The 20,911-nt window shown below is 34.9% G+C and carries 16 protein-coding genes; 12 read left to right on the top strand and 4 right to left on the bottom strand.

Annotated elements, in window-relative coordinates; translation table 11 throughout:
* Nucleotide 1: 1 nt before the first annotated feature.
* The gene (gene alaS / locus C0512_RS05700) at nt 2-2,650 is read right to left on the bottom strand and encodes an alanine--tRNA ligase (RefSeq protein ID WP_290859631.1); all 2,649 of its coding nucleotides are present in this window, start codon (nt 2,648-2,650) and stop codon (nt 2-4) included.
* Between the two features lie 230 nt (nt 2,651-2,880).
* On the opposite strand from alaS, the gene C0512_RS05695 reads away from it, so the two are divergent.
* The 5 genes from C0512_RS05695 (at nt 2,881) to C0512_RS05675 (ending at nt 6,155) form a co-directional block, all read left to right on the top strand.
* Nucleotides 2,881-3,861 carry a M23 family metallopeptidase gene (locus tag C0512_RS05695; protein ID WP_290859629.1) on the top strand — a complete coding sequence of 327 codons (981 nt, stop codon included), beginning with the start codon at nt 2,881-2,883 and terminating at the stop codon, nt 3,859-3,861.
* Nucleotides 3,862-3,924: 63 nt separating this feature from the next.
* Complete coding sequence (locus tag C0512_RS05690; protein ID WP_290859627.1) at nt 3,925-4,257, top strand: MerR family transcriptional regulator; 333 nt, start codon at nt 3,925-3,927, stop codon at nt 4,255-4,257.
* A gap of 80 nt (nt 4,258-4,337) precedes the next feature.
* Nucleotides 4,338-4,922, top strand: a complete 585-nt coding sequence (locus C0512_RS05685) for a LemA family protein (protein ID WP_290859624.1) — start codon at nt 4,338-4,340, stop codon at nt 4,920-4,922.
* 3 nt (nt 4,923-4,925) lie between these two features.
* Nucleotides 4,926-5,363, top strand: a complete 438-nt coding sequence (locus tag C0512_RS05680; protein ID WP_290859622.1) for a TPM domain-containing protein — start codon at nt 4,926-4,928, stop codon at nt 5,361-5,363.
* On the top strand, nt 5,364-6,155 hold the full coding sequence (locus tag C0512_RS05675) for a YgcG family protein (protein WP_290859620.1): 792 nt from the start codon (nt 5,364-5,366) through the stop codon (nt 6,153-6,155).
* Between the two features lie 60 nt (nt 6,156-6,215).
* On the opposite strand, the gene C0512_RS05670 is transcribed toward C0512_RS05675, so the two are convergent.
* The 3 genes from C0512_RS05670 to C0512_RS05660 form a co-directional block, all read right to left on the bottom strand.
* Nucleotides 6,216-8,999, bottom strand: coding sequence for a TonB-dependent receptor (locus C0512_RS05670; RefSeq protein WP_290859619.1), 2,784 nt, complete (start codon nt 8,997-8,999; stop codon nt 6,216-6,218).
* 90 nt (nt 9,000-9,089) lie between these two features.
* A complete protein-coding gene (locus C0512_RS05665; RefSeq protein WP_290859617.1) occupies nt 9,090-9,881 on the bottom strand; it encodes an SDR family oxidoreductase in 792 nt (263 codons plus the stop codon).
* 64 nt (nt 9,882-9,945) lie between these two features.
* Nucleotides 9,946-10,722 carry a hypothetical protein gene (locus C0512_RS05660; protein WP_290859615.1) on the bottom strand — a complete coding sequence of 259 codons (777 nt, stop codon included), beginning with the start codon at nt 10,720-10,722 and terminating at the stop codon, nt 9,946-9,948.
* Nucleotides 10,723-10,988: 266 nt separating this feature from the next.
* On the opposite strand from C0512_RS05660, the gene C0512_RS05655 reads away from it, so the two are divergent.
* From C0512_RS05655 to C0512_RS05625, 7 genes are all read left to right on the top strand, one after another.
* Entirely contained in the window at nt 10,989-11,732 is a 744-nt protein-coding gene (locus tag C0512_RS05655; protein ID WP_290859614.1) for a hypothetical protein, read from the top strand.
* A 43-nt stretch (nt 11,733-11,775) separates the two neighbouring features.
* The gene (locus tag C0512_RS05650) at nt 11,776-13,104 is read left to right on the top strand and encodes a BamA/TamA family outer membrane protein (RefSeq protein ID WP_290859613.1); all 1,329 of its coding nucleotides are present in this window, start codon (nt 11,776-11,778) and stop codon (nt 13,102-13,104) included.
* Nucleotides 13,105-13,230: 126 nt separating this feature from the next.
* On the top strand, nt 13,231-13,779 hold the full coding sequence (locus C0512_RS05645; protein WP_290859611.1) for a DUF4136 domain-containing protein: 549 nt from the start codon (nt 13,231-13,233) through the stop codon (nt 13,777-13,779).
* A gap of 92 nt (nt 13,780-13,871) precedes the next feature.
* On the top strand, nt 13,872-14,990 hold the full coding sequence (locus C0512_RS05640) for an AI-2E family transporter (protein WP_290859610.1): 1,119 nt from the start codon (nt 13,872-13,874) through the stop codon (nt 14,988-14,990).
* Nucleotides 14,991-15,301: 311 nt separating this feature from the next.
* On the top strand, nt 15,302-17,629 hold the full coding sequence (locus C0512_RS05635) for a hypothetical protein (RefSeq protein ID WP_290859609.1): 2,328 nt from the start codon (nt 15,302-15,304) through the stop codon (nt 17,627-17,629).
* Nucleotides 17,630-18,054: 425 nt separating this feature from the next.
* Nucleotides 18,055-19,407 (top strand): anaerobic C4-dicarboxylate transporter family protein, encoded by a 1,353-nt coding sequence (locus C0512_RS05630; protein WP_290859608.1) that lies wholly within the window; start codon nt 18,055-18,057, stop codon nt 19,405-19,407.
* A gap of 17 nt (nt 19,408-19,424) precedes the next feature.
* Nucleotides 19,425-20,891, top strand: a complete 1,467-nt coding sequence (locus tag C0512_RS05625; protein ID WP_290859607.1) for an aspartate ammonia-lyase — start codon at nt 19,425-19,427, stop codon at nt 20,889-20,891.
* Nucleotides 20,892-20,911 lie beyond the last annotated feature (20 nt).

The raw sequence follows: 20,911 nt of genomic DNA, 5'->3' as shown, positions 1-20,911 counted from the left end.
ATTAGTTCAAATAGTCTTTTGCTTTTTCCAAAGCTTCTTTAATTCCTTTTACATTTTTTCCGCCCGCTGTTGCAAAAAATGGCTGGCCACCGCCACCTCCTTGGATGTATTTTCCTAATTCACGAACTACTTGTCCCGCATTTAGGCTTTTAGATGCTACCAATTCTTTCGAAATATAGCAGGTTAACATGGGTTTGTCGTCTTCAGCAGTAGCCAAAACTAAAAATAAATTATCTCCTAAATTCCCTAATTCATAAGCTAACTCTTTTGCTCCTTCTGCATTTAAATCAACTTGTGTGGCTAAAAATTTAATTCCGTTGATTTCTTGCAAAGCTGTTGCTAATTCACCTTTTAGATTCTTCGCTTTTTCACGAAGTAAAAGTTCTATTTGTTTCTTTAATTTCGAGTTTTCATCTTGCAAAGTCACAATTGATTTTACAGGATCCTGAGCATTTTTTAAAACCGATTTGATTTCGTTAACAATTTCTGATTGATTTAAAAAATAGTCTTTTACGGCACTATTTGTAATTGCTTCAATACGACGAATTCCGGCAGCCACAGCTCCTTCTGATATTATTTTAAAATACCAAATATCAGCGGTATTTTTCACATGAGTTCCACCACAAAGTTCCATCGATTCTCCAAAACGAATGGCTCGAACTACATCTGAATATTTTTCGCCAAATAAAGCGATAGCTCCTTCTTCTATTGCCGCTTGATAAGTCATGGAACGTTTTTCAACTAAATCTAAATTTTCACGAATTCGAGCATTAACGAACTGTTCAATTTCTACTAATTCTTCCGAGGTTACTTTCGAAAAATGTGAAAAATCAAATCGCAAATTATGTTCGTTAACCATCGAACCTTTTTGTTCCACATGAGTCCCTAAAATAGACCGTAAGGCTTGATGAAGCAAATGCGTTGCAGAATGGTTTGCCTCCGTTCTAGAACGTAAATTTTGCCCAACTAAAGCTTTAAAAGTAGCTGATAAATCCTTAGGCAGACTTTTCGTATAATGAATAATGAGGTTACTTTCTTTTTTAGTATCAATAACATATATAACATCTCCATCCGGTGATTCTATGGCTCCTCTGTCGCCCACTTGACCTCCGCCTTCAGGATAAAAAGGGGTATAATTAAATACCAGTTGAAAAACTTCACCGTCTTTGGCACTGTCTACTTTTCTGTAACGTGTAATTTTTACTAACCCTTCTAAATTATCATAGCCAATAAATTCTTCTTGAGCATCCTCAACCAAAATTTGCCAATCTCCCGCTTTTACTTGTGAAGCTGCACGTGAACGCTCTTTTTGCTTTTTTAGTTCTGAATTGAAGGCTTCTTCGTCAAGCGTAAATCCTTTTTCGCGAAGAATCAAGGCTGTTAAATCAATTGGAAAGCCAAATGTATCAAACAAATCGAATGCTTTTTTCCCGGAGACAATAGTTCCCGTTGTATTGGAAATGATAGAATCCAATAAAACGAGTCCTTGGTCTAACGTTCTTAAAAACGAAGCTTCTTCCTCTCTAATCACATTGGCACATAATAACTTTTGTGCTTTTATTTCAGGGAAAAATTCACCCATTTGATCACTTAGTGTTTCCACTAATTTATAAATAAAAGGTTCTTTAGTTCCTAAAAAAGTAAATCCGTACCGAATGGCTCTTCGCAAAATTCTACGAATAACATAACCTGCCCCGGTGTTAGAAGGCAATTGTCCATCGGCAATGGCAAATGCGACAGCCCGTACATGGTCTGCTACAACGCGAATGGCAATATTGATTTTTTCTTCCTCAGCAGAAGCAATTCTTCCTTCAGCTCCACTGAGTGGAATATATTTTGTACCAGTAATGGTCTCAATTTCTCTAATAATTGGCGTAAAAACATCGGTATCATAATTAGATTGTACACCTTGCATCGCCATACATAATCGTTCAAATCCCATACCGGTATCCACGTGTTGAGCCGGAAGCTTTTCTAAACTTCCATCGGCTTTACGATTGAATTCCATGAAAACGTTGTTCCAAATTTCCACCACTTGCGGATGGTCATTGTTCACTAAACTCTTTCCGGAAACTTTAGCTCTTTCCTCATTTGAACGTAAATCAATATGAATTTCTGAACATGGACCGCATGGTCCTTGGTCGCCCATTTCCCAAAAATTATCTTTTTTATTTCCTAAGATAATACAATCTTCCGCAACGTATTGTTTCCATAAATCAAAAGCTTCCTGATCAAATGGTACATTCTCTAGTGGATTTCCTTCAAACACGGAAACATATAATCGGTCTTTGTCTAATTTTAAAACTTCAGTCAAAAACTCCCAAGCCCAAGCAATGGCTTCTTTTTTGAAATAATCGCCAAAAGACCAGTTTCCCAACATTTCAAACATGGTATGGTGATAGGTATCAAAACCAACATCTTCCAAATCATTGTGTTTTCCGGAAACCCGTAAACATTTTTGAGTATCTGCAATTCGTTTGCTTTTTGGCACTGCATTTCCTAAAAAATACTCTTTAAACTGAGCCATCCCTGAGTTATTAAACATCAACGTTGGATCGTCTTTTAGAACAATGGGAGCTGAAGGAACTATTAAATGCCCTTTACTTTCAAAAAATTGCAGAAACTGCTTGCGGATATCTTGTGATTTCATTGTATTTGATTTTTGAATTTACTTCTTAGTGCCATCATGGAACCAAGTTATAAAGTTTCAAAGTTTATTTTAATTTTATTATTTTCTCAGATTTTAAACAGTTAAAATTCATTTATTTTTCAGTACTAATATTAACTTGGAGGTCAAATTAAATTAGCTTTAGAATGAAACATTTCATAAATTTGTTCGTCTAATCCTTTTGAAAGCACAAAAATAGTATAATTTAAGAAATGTCGAAGAAAGTAAAGTATTATTACGATACCGAAAGTTTAGCTTATAAAAAAATCAGCCCTAAAAAAGGGAGGAAGTTTGGTTATGTGGCATTGTTTCTGGTTTCTTCAGCTTTATTTGGATTTTTATGTTTTGTCATTTTATTGAACACGCCTTACTTTGAAACGCCAAAAGACCGTTTACAGGCTCGGGAAATTGAGAATTTAAAACTTCAGTATGCCCTTTTAAACAAAAAAATGGATCAATTGGATGAAGTTTTAGTTAGTTTAGAAGACCGTGATAACAATTTATATCGCGTTTATTTTAACTCTTCTCCTATTCCAACCGAGCAACGAAAAGCAGGTTTTGGTGGAGTTAATCGCTACAAAGAATTGGAAGGATTTGATAATTCTGAATTGGTTATAAACACCACTAAACGGGTAGATATTATTTCCAAACAATTAGCCATTCAATCCAAATCATTGGATGAAATTTTATCTTTAGCAAAAGGAAAAGAAAAACTGTTAGCCGCTATTCCGGCAATTCAACCTGTTAAAAATGAAGATTTAACCCGAATGGCCTCCGGATTTGGAACTAGGAATGACCCTTTCACGAAAATCAGAAAAATGCATTATGGAATGGATTTCACCGCCAAAACAGGCACACCGGTTTTTGCTACCGGCGATGGAGTTGTCGAAAAGTCTGATAATACTTTGTCTGGGTATGGAAATTTATTAGTTATCAAACACGGTTTTGGATACACCACTTACTATGCCCATTTAAGCAAATATAAAGTGAGAGCCGGTCAAAAAGTAAAACGAGGAGATATAATTGGCTATGTAGGTAGTACCGGCCGAAGCGAAGCTCCCCATTTACATTATGAAGTGCACAAAGACGGGGAACCAATTAATCCGATTAATTTTTATTACGGAAGCATTTCAGCAGCTGAATATATTGCTATTTCAAAAATTGCTAATCAGGAAAATCAAGCTCTTGACTAAGGTTTAAATAAAGGTTATTTTGTTTATCTTAGTAGCAGAATAGAATTTAAAAAAATAAAAACGATGCAAATTGAACTTTCTAAAGACAAATTATATTTCAGTATTGGAGAAATAGCCGATGCATTTGGCGTAAATGCTTCTCTGGTTCGTTTTTGGGATAAAGAATTTGATATCCTCAAACCAAAAAAAAATGCCAAAGGAAATCGAATGTTTTCGCAAGAAGATGTGAAGAACCTTCAGTTAATTTATCATTTGGTTAAAGAACGGGGTTTTACTTTGGAAGGAGCCAAAACGCATTTGAAAGAAGGTCAAAAAAAAACCTTAGACAAGTATGAAATAATTTCAAAATTAGAAGGAATTAAAGAACAATTGCAGCAAATCAAAGGAGAGATGTAAATGGCAATAGGCAAAAATAAAAACTAATGTAACACATTGCTCACTCAATAGACTAATATATAAATTAAAAAACAGAAATTATGAGAAAATGGTTAATTCCCGTAGGTATTATTATTGGATTAATATTCATTATTGGATTCTATGTAGTTGGAATTCAAAATACAGCAATCACTAAAAGCCAAGCGGTCAATAAATCTTGGGGAGATGTTCAAACCTCTTACCAAAGAAGAAGTGATTTGATTGGCAATTTAGTAAACACGGTAAAAGGAGCTGCCGATTTTGAAAAAAGTACTCTTGAAGCCGTTATTTCTGCAAGAGCAAGAGCTACACAAACTACTATTGACCCTACTAACGTAACTTCAGAGCAATTAGCCGAATTTAACAAAGCTCAAAGCGGCGTTTCTTCTGCTTTGTCAAGACTGTTAGTTACTGTTGAAGCTTATCCTGAACTGAAAGCCAATCAAAATTTCTTAAAATTACAAGATGAATTGGCAAGTACTGAAAATACAATTCAAACAGCCAGAGTACGTTTTAATGAATCTGTTGAATTTTACAATAATCATATTTTAAAATTTCCAAACAATTTATTCTTAGGAAAATATAAAGAAAAACCATATTTCGATGCAGAGCCGGGTTCTGAAAAAGCACCGGAAGTTAAATTCTAAACTATGTCAAAAGTAGAAGATTTTCTAACCACTGCAGATGAACAGGAAATTGTTCTGGCAATTGCAATGGCAGAAAAAAATACTTCCGGAGAAATTCGGGTACACATCGAGAATCATTCAGAAACACCTCCAATAGCGAGAGCTCAGGAGGTGTTCAATTTTCTTGAAATGTTTAAAACGGAAGCCCGAAACGGCGTGTTGTTTTATGTAGGTGTTGCAGATAAAAAGTTTGCTATCATTGGAGACATTGGTATTGATGATGTTGTAGAAGATGATTTTTGGGATTGTACCAAAGACATTGTCATAGAGAACTTCAAAAACAAAAAATACAAAGAAGGTTTAGTGGCCGGAATTACTAGAGCCGGAGAAAGATTAAAAGAATTCTTTCCCTATGCATCAGATGACACGAACGAACTTTCTAATGAAATATCCAAAGGATAAATGAAATTTACTTCAAAAATTTATTGCTTTTTTATTATTGCATTTCTGTCTATTCAGACATCGATAGCCCAGTTTACTATTCCAAAAGTTCCCGTTAAACAAACCAGTCTATACGACTATGCTGATGTTTTACAACCTGAAGAAGAAAGGGCTTTAGAAGAAAAACTTATTCGCTATTCTGACAGTACCAGTACTCAAATTGTTGTTATCACCATTGAGAATTTAAAGGGTGAAAATATCGGTTTATTAGCCCCTCGCTGGGGACAAGAGTGGGGAATAGGCGGAAGTAAGGAACAAGATAACGGTGTAGTAATTTTGTTAGCCCGTGATGACCGGAAAATTCATATTTCTCCCGGTTATGGCGTAGAAGACAGATTGACCGCAGGAATTACCGGTGAATTAGTACGAAATGTTATTCTTCCCGAGTTTAAAGCCGGAAGTTATTACCAAGGCTTAGACAAAGGTGCTGATGCCATTTTTGATGTTTTAAAAGGGAAATACAAAGGTGAACGAAAAGGAAATAAAGGCAGTGGTTTACCTATAATTTTAGTCCTTTTCTTTGTGATGATATTGATTATTATTATCTCCAAAGGTTCTAAAAACAATCGCAACGGTGGAACAGGAAAATTTTCCGGACCGAGCTTAACCGATATAATCATCTTGAGCAGCTTAGGCCGAGGTGGTTTTGGCGGTGGTTCCTCATCGGGTGGAGGTTTTGGAGGTGGCGGAGGTTTTGGTGGCGGTTTTGGAGGTGGTGGCTTTAGTGGTGGCGGTGCCGGTGGAAGTTGGTAAATTATCAATTAAAGTTTTATAAAAAATGCGTTTAGATTAAACCCTAAACGCATTTTTCATTTAATCTATAATAAAAATACCTCCTTCGCCTTCTTTCTTTCCTCCAAACTTATCTAATTTATACGTTAGTGAAAACATGATGTATTGTTGCAAAACAGTGTTTTCTACATCTGTTATTGCGGTTGGCGTGATGGTTCGCCGTACGCCAACATTTTGATTCAACACATCATATACTTTTACTTTGGCCAACAAACGGTCTTTATAAAAGTTGTAGCCTAAACTGGTATTCCATAAATAAAAATCTTTTTGAAACCCATCGGCAATGTTAGAATTATAGGTATACCCAAAATCGTTCCCGAAAACAAATTTTTTAGGCCAGTAGTTTGTCAGTTCCAATTTGAAATTATGTACAAATGTATTGGCGTTGTCCAATTGATAATTTGTATAATCAGTAGTATTATAAGTGTAACGATAGGAAGGTGCAATGGTGATTAGTTCTTCAATACTCCAATTCAAACTTACTTTAGGTTCTGCTCGCCATGATTTTGCTTCATATAATTCAGCATTGGTTAACCCTTGGTTGAAATTATAACCCGAATCCAAACCAATACTTAACCGAAGGTTTCTTTTCTCTTTTTTAAAGGATTTACTCCAGGTGGCTCCAAAATAACTGCTTGCCCCGGAATCCACATTTTGATAGGTTGTAGTAGCTTTAAAATCGGCATCGTAAACCGTAGAGGAAACAATTTGATCTTTATATAAATTCATTCCGCCGTAAAAAAAGATTCCATTACGCTCCTGCCAATTGTAATTGTTGTAGTTAAGATAAAAAGAATGCTGCTTAGTGGGCTTTAAATTGGCATTCCCTACAAAAGTATTCAATGGATTTGAAAGGTTCAACACGGGCAGAATTTGATTAGCCAAGGGCAATTCTACTTTATAATCATAGTTGGAATAAATCGACTTGCTCTTACTGATGGTATAACTTAAATTTCCTGTGATTTTAGGAAAAACATAGTTTTCATTTAAAGGTGTCGTGACGCCTAAATAATCGGATTCATTCTTAAAAGTCACAAACTCTGGCCCCACATTAAAACGGGCTCTGATATTCTTTTTTTGAAGATTAAGCCCAATAGTGGGGGTTATTTTTAACACACTTGAATTGATAATATTGGATTGAAAAGCATTAAAAGCATCATATTCTCCGGAAACATCATTAAAATCATACGTCTCTTTAGATTCGTTCGAACTGTAATATAAAATCTCAGTCGTGGCACTCAACTTTAACGAATCGGTTAAGGGCTCCCCAAAACGAATTTCTGTCCCCATTTTATTAAACTTATTTTCGGCAAATTGATTTTGATTCCTGATATCATTCGGATCAGCGGATTGATAAAAAAGGGTGGCCGAATTGTTCTTCGAAAACAAATCCGTTTTTTTATGTTCATTATCCACCGAAATGGTCATTCCTCTGTTTTTCTTTTTAAACGATTTGTAAAAATAAAGGTTGTTTTCAAAAGCAATATTATCTGTTTCGGTATAGGTATCCGAAAGACTTTCATTTAAAAGTTCATCGGAAGCAGAAGTAGTTTCCTGTTTGCTTTTATACTTATCTTTATTAAAACTCTTAGCTATTTTCGGACTCATATAAATAGTTGCGGTAGAATCCAATTTCATTTCAAAATCAAAACTGACATTATGAGAATTACCTATTCTATTTGAATTGGCATCGGCTTCCGTGTAGGTTGTTCCGGTGGGCAATAAATTAGTACTGGAGGTTCGATTCACATTATCCGTTTCAGCATTGGTAAAAAAGTAATTACTGCTCATGTCAACTTTTTTAAACCATTTGTCAACATAATTCAACCCAACTAAATTGGACGTAGTAATCCCGTTACTTCCACCAAAAGTCATTCCGTTAATGCCAAAACTCCCGTCATCACTATAATAAACAGACGAATTTCTTCCGCCTCCCATGTTGTCGAAAATTTCATTCATAGAAAAACCAACTGAATTGATATTATTTGCTGAAGCTAAAACACTCACCTTTCGTTCCCCTTTGAACCAATTTAAAAGTAAACTCGATTCATAACGTTCATCGGAGCCGTAACCGGCCATGGCCTTCCCAAAAAAACCTTTATTTTTATCTTCCTGAATGGTTAAATTAATCGTTTTTTCTTCTGAAGTAGCTGATTCTCCTGAAATTTCTTCTTCCTTCGTTTTAGTATCGACCACTTGAATTTTTTCAATAATTTCTGCCGGAAGATTTTGGGTGGCTATTTTACCGTCTTTACCAAAAAAAGGCTTCCCATTTACTAAAATTTGATTTACTTCTTTTCCGTTAACGGTAATTTTTCCCTCCGGTGAAATTTCAACTCCGGGCAATTGACGCAGTAATTTTTCCACATTTGCATCGGCTCCCACTTTAAATGAAGCCGCATCAAATTCTAAGGTGTCGTTTTTAATTCGAATGGGAGGAGCTTCTCCTTTAACAATGACTTCATCCAATGAAGTACCGTTTTCAGACAACGAAATTAATCCCAACTCTTTGTTTTCAGTAATATTCGGTAATTCCAATTTAAAATTTTGATAGCCTAAAAAGGAAACTTTTAAAAAAACCGGTTGTGTACTTTTTCGGGTAGTAAACTGAAAATTTCCGTTTTTACCGGAAATAGTATAATCGATAACTGTAGAATCTTTTTTGGAAGTTAAATAGACCGTAGCTGATTCAAGGGGTAGTTTAGTTTTATCATCTATAATCTTACCATTTATAGAAACAAAATTTTGGCTTATAGCAAATGTGAAACAAAAAAAGAGGGTAAGTGTAAAAAAACATTTAGACATACAATGAAAATTAACTGTGAGAAAATTCTATAACAGCGAATTAACAATTTTAGTATGAATTGTAAAAATTTCTTACATTAATTTTAACATTTAACGCACTTTACTTCGCAAAACAAAATAGTGCAAAAAGGTTGGAAAAAATCGCTTTAATAAAACACCTAACGTTTCTTTACCTCCAATAGTGGCTTCAAAATGTTCTTTTTCAACCGCCCGGATTAATTTTTGAGCAAAAACAGCAACGGGCATTCCGTTTTGAGTTGCCTCATCATCTGTATTTTGTTTTGAACCATCGGCTGTTAAGGCATTTTTAGCCACATCAGTTTGAATAAATCCCGGGCAAATTAGCGTGACTTGAATATTGTCTTTTTGGTGTTCCATTCGCAAAACATCAAAAAAGCCATGTAAAGCGTGCTTCGCTCCACAATAGCCGGAACGGTAAGGTGACCCAAATTTTCCCATCAAGCTAGTAATAGTGACGAACGTTCCCGCTTTGTTTTTCATAAAATGAGGCAATACTGCTTTAGTTAAAGCAACCGTTCCTAAATAATCTACTTCTATGAGTTTTTTGTCTACTTCAAATGGGGTTTCCGCTAAAAGTGACCGCTGACTGATTCCACCATTGTTTATTAAAATATCAATCTTACCAAAAAAAGAAATTGCTTTTTCAACATGGTTGGAAGCTTGGTCAAATTCTATTAAATCTAAAGGTAATATTTCAACAAATTGGGTTTTGCAATTATTTTTTACTCGATTTAAATTTTCTTCATTTCTGGCAGAAAGAATAAGTTTACAGTTTTTTTGAGCTAACGCATACGCCAAGCCTTCCCCTATTCCACCGGAAGCTCCGGTTATCCAAACGATTTTATTTTCTATTGCTGCCATTTTAAGATAAAAAAAGTTCCCTGAGTAAAAATTCAAGGAACTAAGTTAGTGTTTTAAAAGTTAATTAAAACTTATACCCTAAGTGAATCATGTATCTGAAACCAGCACTAGTTGTATTAAAAGAACCACTTCTACCAAACTCACCCGGCTCAATAACTTGATCATATCCTGGTATTTTATCTGCTAAAAAAGCATTAAATTTTTCAAAAAACAATGCTTCATCTTCCGCCGATAAAGTGGTATCCAAGTTAACTTTGGCACCATAATTAGCAATACCCGGTCCAATCAATACTAAATCCAAAGCCATTCTATCCCAGAAAATGAACTGATAGCCCAATTGAAATCCAAAGGTATGAATATTTAAAGCAAATTCACTATAAACTTCACCTTGGTATTCAAATTCGTCTCCGTCTAAACTCCAAGAATTCCCGCGTGTAAAATGATTATAGGAATAGAACGGACCAATATACACACCTCTAGGAGCACTATATTTGTTAACGCTTCCTAAATAAAATCGATAATCAATAGAAGTGTTAAAACCAAAATCGTCAGTATTTCTATTTATCTCTAAACCTGTTGCTTCTTCTAACTTGTTTGAAAATTTACCTACTGCAAACTGACCAATATTTATAGACATGGTTTGATTTTCCTTCAATACTCGTTCATAGCCAAAAACCAAATAATCGGTCGTAAACAATAATGGACCTGTTAAATTAAATCGAATAATATTTTTTCTAACATGTTTGGCGGTATCTACTGTTGCTTCCTGACCGAAAGAGACAATAGAAGTGAAGCATAAAACGAATAGAGAAAAGCTCGATATTTTGAAAATATTTTTCATTTTTATAAAATAAAATTGAACATTGATAGTAGAATTGAATTAATTAAAAATATTTTTTTATAATTAATTAACCGTTAAACAAAGTTAGAAAATTTTACATTATTTTTAACGTTTTCACTGCCTATTTCTTAACTATTTTTAGTCACTAAACATTTATACTTATTTACATTAGAAAGTAATTATTTTTTAAATCAATTTTATCCAATTTATTAAAGTCAATACAAAAAATTACTACTTTTATATACTAATCAGTAATTACACTAATTATGTTAGATGCTTTTTTGTGGGGTCTGTTAGCAACTTCTTCTCTAGTGTTAGGAGGATTGATTATCTCTTGGTTTTCATTAAGCAAAAAAGCCTTGGGTGTTATTATGGCATTTGGTGCAGGAACATTAATTTCCGCCGTTGCTTATGAACTCATCTATGAGGCAGTAAAAATGGGCAGAGGCTCTTTTTTTCCGGGCATTGGTTTTTTTACAGGAGCTTTTACCTTTTATTTTAGCGATTTATTAATCGAAAAATTAGGAGCTAAAGACCGAATGTCTATTGGAGCAACACATCCTTCTAAAATTGTAGTCCCCATGATTTTAGCCATTATTTTAGATGGAATTCCTGAATCGATTGTAATCGGATTAGGTGTTTTTGAAGAAGGTACCGTAAGCGTAGCCATGTTAGTGGCTGTATTCATTTCAAACTTACCGGAATCAATTGCTGCTTCAACAGGAATGAAAAGTGGTGGTTGGGGTTTGAAAAAAATTATTTTACTTTGGATTTGCTTAGCTGTCATTTTTGCATTGGCTACATTAGCGGGATATAGTCTATTTACAAATACTTCCAAAGAATGGTTTTCTTTCATTCAGGCTTTTGCCGGTGGTGCAATTCTAATGATGTTAGCAAATACAATGATGCCTGAGTCTTATGAACATGGTGGAAAATTAGCAGGGGTATTTACCGTTTTTGGATTTGCCATATCTGTTATTGTTGTGATTTTAGAACAAGCACATCCATAAATTAACGCATAATTAATCTATTAATTTTGAAAATCAAAGTCAAATGAACCTTTTTCAATTCCCTTTTAGATTAACTTTCTTAGTCTATTTGCTTGCTAACTTATTTCCTTCTGGTCTTCATGCCCAAAAGGACAGTTTGTCTCATCCACTTCAGAATATATATCCTTTAGATTTGAAAATGGTAATCAAAGGAAAAGAAAAGTCAAAAAATGATACCGGTTTACCAAAAGAGGATAAATTGATGTGGTTTGCAGTGCCAATACTAGGGTCAAATCCAACCTTAGGTTTCTTTTATGGATTAGGAGGAACCGGTTCAATTTATCTTGGAAATCCTGAAACGACCAATATTTCAAATTTAAATGTATCCATTCAATATACAACCAACAAACAATTCATCAGCTCAATAAAAGGAACTGTCATGATGCCCAATAATTCCTGGGAAATGTTGGTCGATTTGAAATACAGTGTTTTTTCTGAAAATACCTATGGCTTAGGAAGTGACTACAGTCAACCTGTTCAAGAAAGCTGGTTAATTGGCGGAGTGGAAACTACCGGAGTTAGTGGAGCCCAACCGATTGAATCCAATCAAGTGCGAGTACATTTGACTGCACTGAAAGCCATCACCAAAAGAATTTATGTTGGAGGCGGCTATCATTTGGATTATCATTACAAAATCAACGATTTAAACTTGGATTTAGATGCTCCAGAACCTGTTATCACCAGCCACTATGCGTATAGTTTACTGTACGGATTTGATCCCAACAACTATTTATCCTCAGGAATAAGTGCCGATTTTTTGATTGATGATCGTGATCATACTGTGAACGCTTATGAAGGAAATTTTATTCATGCTTCATATCGGTTTAACCCCCAATTTTTAGGTAGTGAAACAGATTACCAAATGGTATCCATCGAAACCAGATTATTCAAACCACTGTCTAAAATAAACCCAAGACATTTGTTAGCCTTATGGGGAATTGGACAATTTACATTAGCCGGTGACACACCTTATTTACATCTTCCTTCGAGTGGAAATGACATGCGAAACAGAATTGGCCGAGGTTATGTTGGTGGAAGATTCAGAGGCAACTCGTGGATTACCGCAGAAGCGGAATATCGTTTTCCTATTTCAAAAAGCGGATTGTTAAGTGGTGTAGCGTTTGGAAGTGCCACCACAACCTCAAGAGATGAGATAACAATTGGAACCGAATACATTGAAAAATTACGATTATTCGAAGGAATCAGACCTGCAGGTGGTGCCGGTTTACGATTGCTTTTAGAACGTGCGGGCCGGTTAAATTTAGGAATGGACTTTGCCATTGGGCAAAACGGTTCCAAAGGTTTTTATTTGGTCGTAGGAGAAACTTTCTGACGTAATTTTTTAAGAATTCACAACTATTAAATTAGTATTTAAAAAATTTGAACTGAAATGTTTCGTAAATTTGTTAAACAATCTTCATTAATTCAATCAATTTAAAAACAATAAAATCTTATAATTATGAAAAAAATAGCTTTATTATCAGTACTATTTATTTTAACAGCCTGTTCTTCTATCAAAACAAATTATGATTATGATAAGGATGTTGATTTTACTAAATTCAAAACTTATGCTTTCAGTCAACAATCCATGGAACTTCAGATGGACCAATTGAATAAAGATCGCTTATTTAAAGCTATCAAAAACGAACTGGCTGCAAAAGGGTTTACAGAATCCGGAAATCCTGATGTGATTATTGATATTCATGTTAAAGGCCAACAATATCAAACGGCAACGGCAACAACAACCGGTTATGGTGGTTATGGCGGCTATTATGGATACAGAGGTTATGGCTACGGAAGCGGGTTTACTACTACACAAGTAAGCTATGACACTTATACTGAAGGTACTTTAATGATTGCCATGATCGACAAAAACACCAACAAATTAGTTTGGCAAGGCACCGGTGTAAAAACCATTGATGAAAATGCAAGTGCTCAAAAAAGAGAAGAAAACATCAATTATGGTGTGAATCAAATTATGGCTAATTATCCTCCAAAAGCAAAATAATATAACGAGCTGTAAAAATTCAACAACCACAGAATCTTTCAAAAAAAATTATTCTGTGGTTTTTTTAGTAAACAAATTAACTAGTCATTAGTATGGAAAATCATAAAACAATCGAAAACAACCAATCTTCTCAAAATAAAGTTGTTTTTTATGCCATTCAATTGGTAGTATTGTCAATTATCTTAATTAAATGCTATCATATTATTGAGCCTTTTTTAAATATTCTTCTTTGGGGATTAATATTAGCAATAGCTCTACAGCCTTTACACACCAAACTAACCAACAAATTAAAAGGCAAAAATACAATTGCAGCCATACTTTTAACAATTACACTATTGCTATTAATTATACTTCCTTCCGTTTGGCTTCTGTTTGCCTCCTTTGAGGAAGTAAAAGAAATTAAAAATGCAATTCATGCCAATCAATTACAATTAACTACACCGAGCGAAAGTGTAAAAAACTGGCCAATTATTGGTGAAAAAATTTATGCCGCATGGACAGAAGTTTCCGTAGATAAATCGTCATTTATTTTAAAACACCAAGATCAATTAAAACCGGTTGCCTTAAAATTAATAGAACTACTATCAAGTGTTGGAAAAGGTATTTTGATTTTTATAGGGGCAATTATCATAAGTGGAATAGCCTTGATTTATTCTGAATCTATAACGAGATTTACAGATGCTTTATTTATCAAAATTGCCGGAGAAAATGGAAAGGAAATAAATTCTACCATTAGCAAAACGATACAAAATGTTACAAAAGGAATCTTAGGAGTAGCTTTTATTCAATCATCTCTAGTGGGTATTGGACTTGTTATTGCCGGAGTCCCTTTTGCCGGATTATGGGCTATTGTTTGTTTATTACTGGCAATCGTCCAAATTGGTATTTTTCCTGTAGCCTTAGGAGTTGTAATTTACATCTGGGGAAGTGCTGATACAACAACGGCAGTATTACTTACAATATGGATTGTCTTTTTAAGTGTCATTGACAATGTTTTAAAACCAATATTAATGGGCAAAGGTGCACCAGCTCCAATGTTGGTTGTTTTTGTTGGAACGATTGGCGGTTTTATTGCTAACGGTTTTATTGGACTTTTTACAGGAGCTATTATCCTAACTATTGTGTACAATTTGATTGTGAAATGGGTTGAAGTTAGCACATCTGATAAGAATACAGTAGTTGAAGAAGAAGTTTTTACTATAGAGGAATAATTGAAATTTGAATTAATTATTGATTTTGTCGTCGACTATATATTGTAAATTATACAGACATAAAATAAATAGTGCCTGATTTTTTTATCAATGTTAATTAGAAATAAATTTTAAATTCTTATAATAAAATTCAAACCTTAGCAATTGAGTTGACAATTTGAACTTACATTTTAAAATTTAATTACTAAAACTGTTTTTCACTTATTTATGCTCGCTGTTTATTTAAATAATTTTTGTTTTTGACGTTATTATTATTTAACAATCAAAAGAAATTTACCAATATTTATATCCACTAAAAGAAATACCAACCAATGAAAAAATATTTAATCCTCTTTTTTATTCTATTTACTTTTGGAAATAGTTGTTTTAGCCAAATTGTTAATTGGCCAAGAACACTTACAAACAAAAGTTCCGTTTTAACAATGTATCAACCTCAAGTAGAAGATTGGCAAGACTACAAGAACATTACCTACCGCTTAGCTTTCTCATTGGTTCCAAATTCAAGCGATGAAGTTTTGGGAGTCTTGTACATGACCGCGAAAACAGAGGTAAACAAAGAGAAAAACACTGTATTAATTTCAAATATGGTTATCACGAAGGTACATTTCCCCTATGAAGATGCATCCACTGCTAAAAATTTGGAACCTAAAGTTCGTTCTTTTTTAGAGCCTAATCATACACTTACGATGTCATTAAATCAAGTAGTGGCTTGCACTCCCAAAGAACAAAAAACATCTAATGTTGTTGTTAATAATGATCCTCCAATACTTTTTCACAGCACCACGCCTGCTGTATTATTTCAATTAACAGGTCCTATGGTAAAAGCTGCCTCAGGTCAACCTAATTTAGACTTTATTGTCAATGCAAATTTTCCTGTCTTTGTAGACACAAATAGCAACTTTTTTTATTTATATGATGGATTAGAATGGCAAACAGCTTCGGCAATTAATGGCCCATGGAAGTTTACTAGTACTGTACCCAATTCAATTGTAAAATTATCATCAGACAAAGTTTGGGATAACCTTAAAGGGGCAATCCCTGCAAAAACAAAACCAAATGCGAAAATTCCCGAAATTATTTACTCAGACAAACTTGCAGAGCTAATTCTTTTTGAAGGGAATCCAACTTATTCATCAATAAAAGGGACAAGTTTAAAATTTGCAACCAACACGACCAGTGATTTGTTTTTTTGCTCCACTGACAATCAGTACTATTATTTAAGCTCCGGAAGATGGTTTAGTTCGCAAAGTTTAAATGGGCCATGGGTTTTTGCTTCATCAAATTTACCTGCTGACTTTTTACACATTCCTAACGATAGTCCTGCATCGTCAATTTTGGCATTTGTGCCAGGTAGCGAACAAGCAGCTGATGCAGTGATGATTGCTCAAATTCCTACCACAATAAATATCCCTAAAGATGCTGCCAACTCAGTCAATGTCATTTATTCAGGAGAACCAAAGTTCGAACCCATTGAGACTACCACATTATCGTATGCAGTTAATACATCGTCAAAAGTAATCATGGTTGCCAAAAAAGATTATTTTGTATGCGAGAATGGGATATGGTTTGAAGCAAATTCGCCTAATGGCCCATGGATTATTGCTACTTATATTCCTGCAGAAATTTATAAAATACCTGCCTCATCACCCGTTTATAATGTGACCTATGTAACTCAAAAAGAAGATTCTTCAGGAGCTGTAGTATCGAGCTACACTTCAGGGTACGAGGGAGTATATGTTGTAAACACCTCAACAACAGTAGTCATAATATCAGGTACTGGCTTTTATTATCCGCCTTATTATTACTACCCTCCGTATGGCTATCCGGTCTATTACCATTATCCATATACCTATGGTTGTTATGCATATCACGCCTATCCCTACGGAGGCGTTTCCTATCATGCTTCCTACAATCCAAATACCGGAACATACGCAAGAAGTGCAACAGCATATGGCCCCTACGGCAGTGCTACCGGTGCTCAAGCATATAATCCATCTACTGGTACGGTAGCAAGAGGTGCATCAGCTTCTACAGCATATGGCACCACTTCAGCAGCTCAAGCATACAATCCATATACAGGCGGAAGTGCCACAACGCGACAAACATCCAATGCCTATGGTAGTTATGGAACAACTACACGCACCAATGCTGCGGGAAAAACAACTACTACAGCTCACCAAACTACATCACAAGGCACAACTGCAAGTGCTGCCAACTCACAAGGAGGAAAAGCTGTAGCAGGTAGTGGCCAAAATAATAGTGGAGCTGCCGTGAAAACTGCAAGCGGTGATAAATATGCCTCCGTTAACGGAAACGTATATTCAAATACTGGTGATGGTTGGCAACAAGGCGGTAGCGGAAACGCACAAGCTCAGCAACAGCCACAAAATCAAACTCAAAACCAAGCTCAAACTAAATCCCAAACGCAAACACCATCAAACGTACCAAAAAATGGAAGTCAATCGGCAGCAAATCAAACCTCAAGCCACGATGAAATGAATAAAGCATCCAGCGACAGACAACGTGGTAATACGCAAACGCAACAATATCAAGGAAGAATGTCAGGTGGATCAAGTAGTGGAAGAGCATCTGGCGGTGGCAGACCTTCAGGCGGTGGTAGATCAAGAGGAAGAGGTTAAAAATTTATCCATTAAAAACTGATTTAAAACAAAGTATTTTAGAAGAAGATCTTAAAATGGTATTGTTTAAATATTACTGAAAAATAAATAACTTTTGAAAAAGTAGTAATTTCAAAATCAGAAGAATAGAAATAGAATTTCAATAGAGTTAAAAAAGGAGAACAAAATTTGTTCTCCTTTTTATTTAGCACTAAAGGACATAAAAAATTAATTAATTTCCTTAAAAAATCACTACAAAAAAGAGTGTAAAAAATTAATTTTTAACGAAAAAATTTCTTAATTTTATATAGAAATTTTAGGATTATCAGAAATTTAAATGCCTTCTATTTTTAATTGTTTATTTTTTTAAGATTTAATTGTTAAACAACTAAACATATTACAATTCAACTATCTGCTGATATTTATTAATTAAATTATCATTTAGTATGATATTACTTCAGCTCGCCATAGTATTAGTTTGTATTTTTATTGGTGCCCGAATGTCGGGTATTGGATTGGGAGTAATGGGCATGATTGGATTGCTAGTGCTCCTTTTTGTTTTCGGAATGCAACCATCCGACCCACCATTGGAAGTGATGTTAATTATTTTGAGTGTGGTTACCGCCGCAGCAGCACTTCAAGCAGCTGGAGGAATGGATTATTTAGTTGAAATTGCCGGAAAAATTCTCAGAAAACACCCAGGACAGATAACTTTTTTAGGCCCACTAATTACTTATGCCTTTGTATTATTTGCAGGAACCGCACACATCTCCTACTCTATTATGCCCATTATTGCAGAAGTAGCCATTAAAAATAAAATTCGCCCTGAACGAGCCATGAGCATGAGTGTAACTGCAGCTCATATGGCTATTACAGCTAGTCCTGTTTCGGCAGCAGCGGCAGCTTTGTTAACGGTATTAGTACCAAGTGGAATCAAATTAGCAGATATATTGATGATTTGTATTCCGGCTACCTTAATAGGTGTAATTATTGGAATTCTATTTGTTTGGAAACGCGGGAAAGAACTAAATGAAGATCCTGAATTTTTGGAACGCATGAAAGATCCTGAATTTGTAAAAAATTTGGAAGGTCCAAAAGAGCAATCCCAAAAAACAATAGCTCCGGGAGCTATAAAATCTGTGGTGATTTTTGGTGTTGCGGTTTTATTAGTTGTGCTCTTAGGATCTTTTCCGGAATTATTACCTGAATTTGGAAACACCGAAGGATTTAAACCCGGATTTGCAGTCAATGCAGCAGGTCATGTCATGATGCCTTCTATGATTATGATGATTATGTTGGGTGCTACAGGTTTAATCATCTTATTGGCCAACACAACTGCTTCTCAAATTACCAAAGCCAGTTTATTCATGTCGGCAGGTCAAGCTACCATTTCCGTATTTGGCGTCGTTTGGATGAGTAGCACTTTTATGGACAATAATTTTGAAACCATTCAACAAACATTAGGTTCTTTAGTTGCATCTTATCCTTGGACATTTGCCATTGCTTTATTTTGTTTGAGTATGCTTTTATACAGTCAAGCATCAACAGCTAAAGCATTAATGCCGCTCGGATTATCATTGGGATTACCACCAGCCTATTTGATTGGCATTTTTCCCGCTGTCAATGGACACTTTTTTATTCCGGGTTATCCCACTTTATTAACAGCCATTCAATTTGACCGAACCGGATCAACAAAAATTGGAAAATATGTATTAAATCACAGTTTCATGATGCCTGGAATTGTTACCACTATAGCCTCCGTTATTGCAGGCTTATTATTACAATCAATCTTTTTTTAATTTAATCTATAAATAGTATGAAATCAGTATCATTAATCAAAGAAATACTTCTACTCGGATTAGTTCTTTGTATCGGAACACTGTATGCTCAAAAAACAAGAACTGAGCGAGATTTATTAGGCGAAAAACAAATACCGTTTGAAGCTTATTATGGTGTTCAAACAGCCCGTGCTTTAGAAAATTTTCAAGTAAGTGGCGTTAAAACAAATTTTTATCCGGATTATGTAAGAGCGTATGCAATGGTAAAATTAGCAGCCGCCAGAGCCAATGCAGAAGACGGAAGATTAAAAAAAGACAGACTTGCTGCCATTGAAAAAGCATGCTTAGCTGTTATGGACGGAAAATACCATGAACAATTTATTGTCGATTTATACCAAGGTGGTGCCGGAACTTCAGCAAATATGAATGCTAACGAAGTATTGGCAAATATTGCCTTAGAAATGATGGGCAAGAAAAAAGGTGAATACCAATTCATAGAACCTCATGATGATTTGAATATGGGACAATCGACCAATGATGTCTACCCTACCGCCATTAAAGTTGCATTATTATTACACAATGACAAACTCATTAAAGAGGCAGAATTGCTTTCTCAGTCCTTTCACAAAAAAGGAGAAGAGTTTAAAAATATATTAAAAATGGGTCGTACCGAAGGTCAAGATGCAGTTCCAATGACCGTTGGTCAAGAATTCCATGCCTTTGGAAACCAATTGGATGCAGAGATAAAAACTTTACGTCAAATGGAGGCTTATTTATATGAACATAATATGGGAGCTACTGCCATTGGAACCGGTATTACAGCTTCGCCTGGTTATGCTAGTAAATGTGCCGTTCACTTAGCTAAAATTACTGGAAAACCTATGTTTTTAAGCAACGATTTAATTTCAGCAACCAGTAGTCAACAAGGGTTTGTAATGTATTCATCCGCATTAAAAAGTATGGCTGTAACTCTTTCAAAAATAAGTAGCGATTTAATCTTTTTAGCTTCTGGACCACGAACTGGAATATTTGAAATTAATTTACCTGCAAAACAACCTGGATCTTCTATTATGCCGGGAAAAGTAAATCCGGTGATGCCCGAATTAATGAATTTGGTAACTTTTAAAGTAATGGGTAATGATTTTACGGTGACTTTAGCTGCTCATTCAGGATTATTACAATTAAATGCCTACGAGCCTGTTGAAGCTATCGCAATCATGGAATCTCAAGCATTATTCTACAAAACTTTTCCTCTTTTTAGAACGCAGTGTATCGATGGAATTACTGCCAATGCGGATGTTCAAAAACGCAATATCGAACGAAGTGTTGGGATTGTTACCGCATTAAACCCAGTTTTAGGATATGAAAAAACAACCGAATTAGCCAAAGAAGCTCTTGCGACCAACAAAGGTATTTTGGAATTAATACGTGAGAAAAAATTATTAACGGAAGCTGAAATCCAAAAATTATTAGACCCAGCTACCATGACAGAAGTAAAAAAATAAAAGTAAATAACAACCAATCA

The organism is Flavobacterium sp., from assembly GCF_013822155.1.
Lineage (GTDB): Bacteria > Bacteroidota > Bacteroidia > Flavobacteriales > Flavobacteriaceae > Flavobacterium.
The sequence above is the reverse complement of the archived record's forward strand: the minus strand, read 5'-3'. Positions and strand labels throughout refer to the sequence as shown.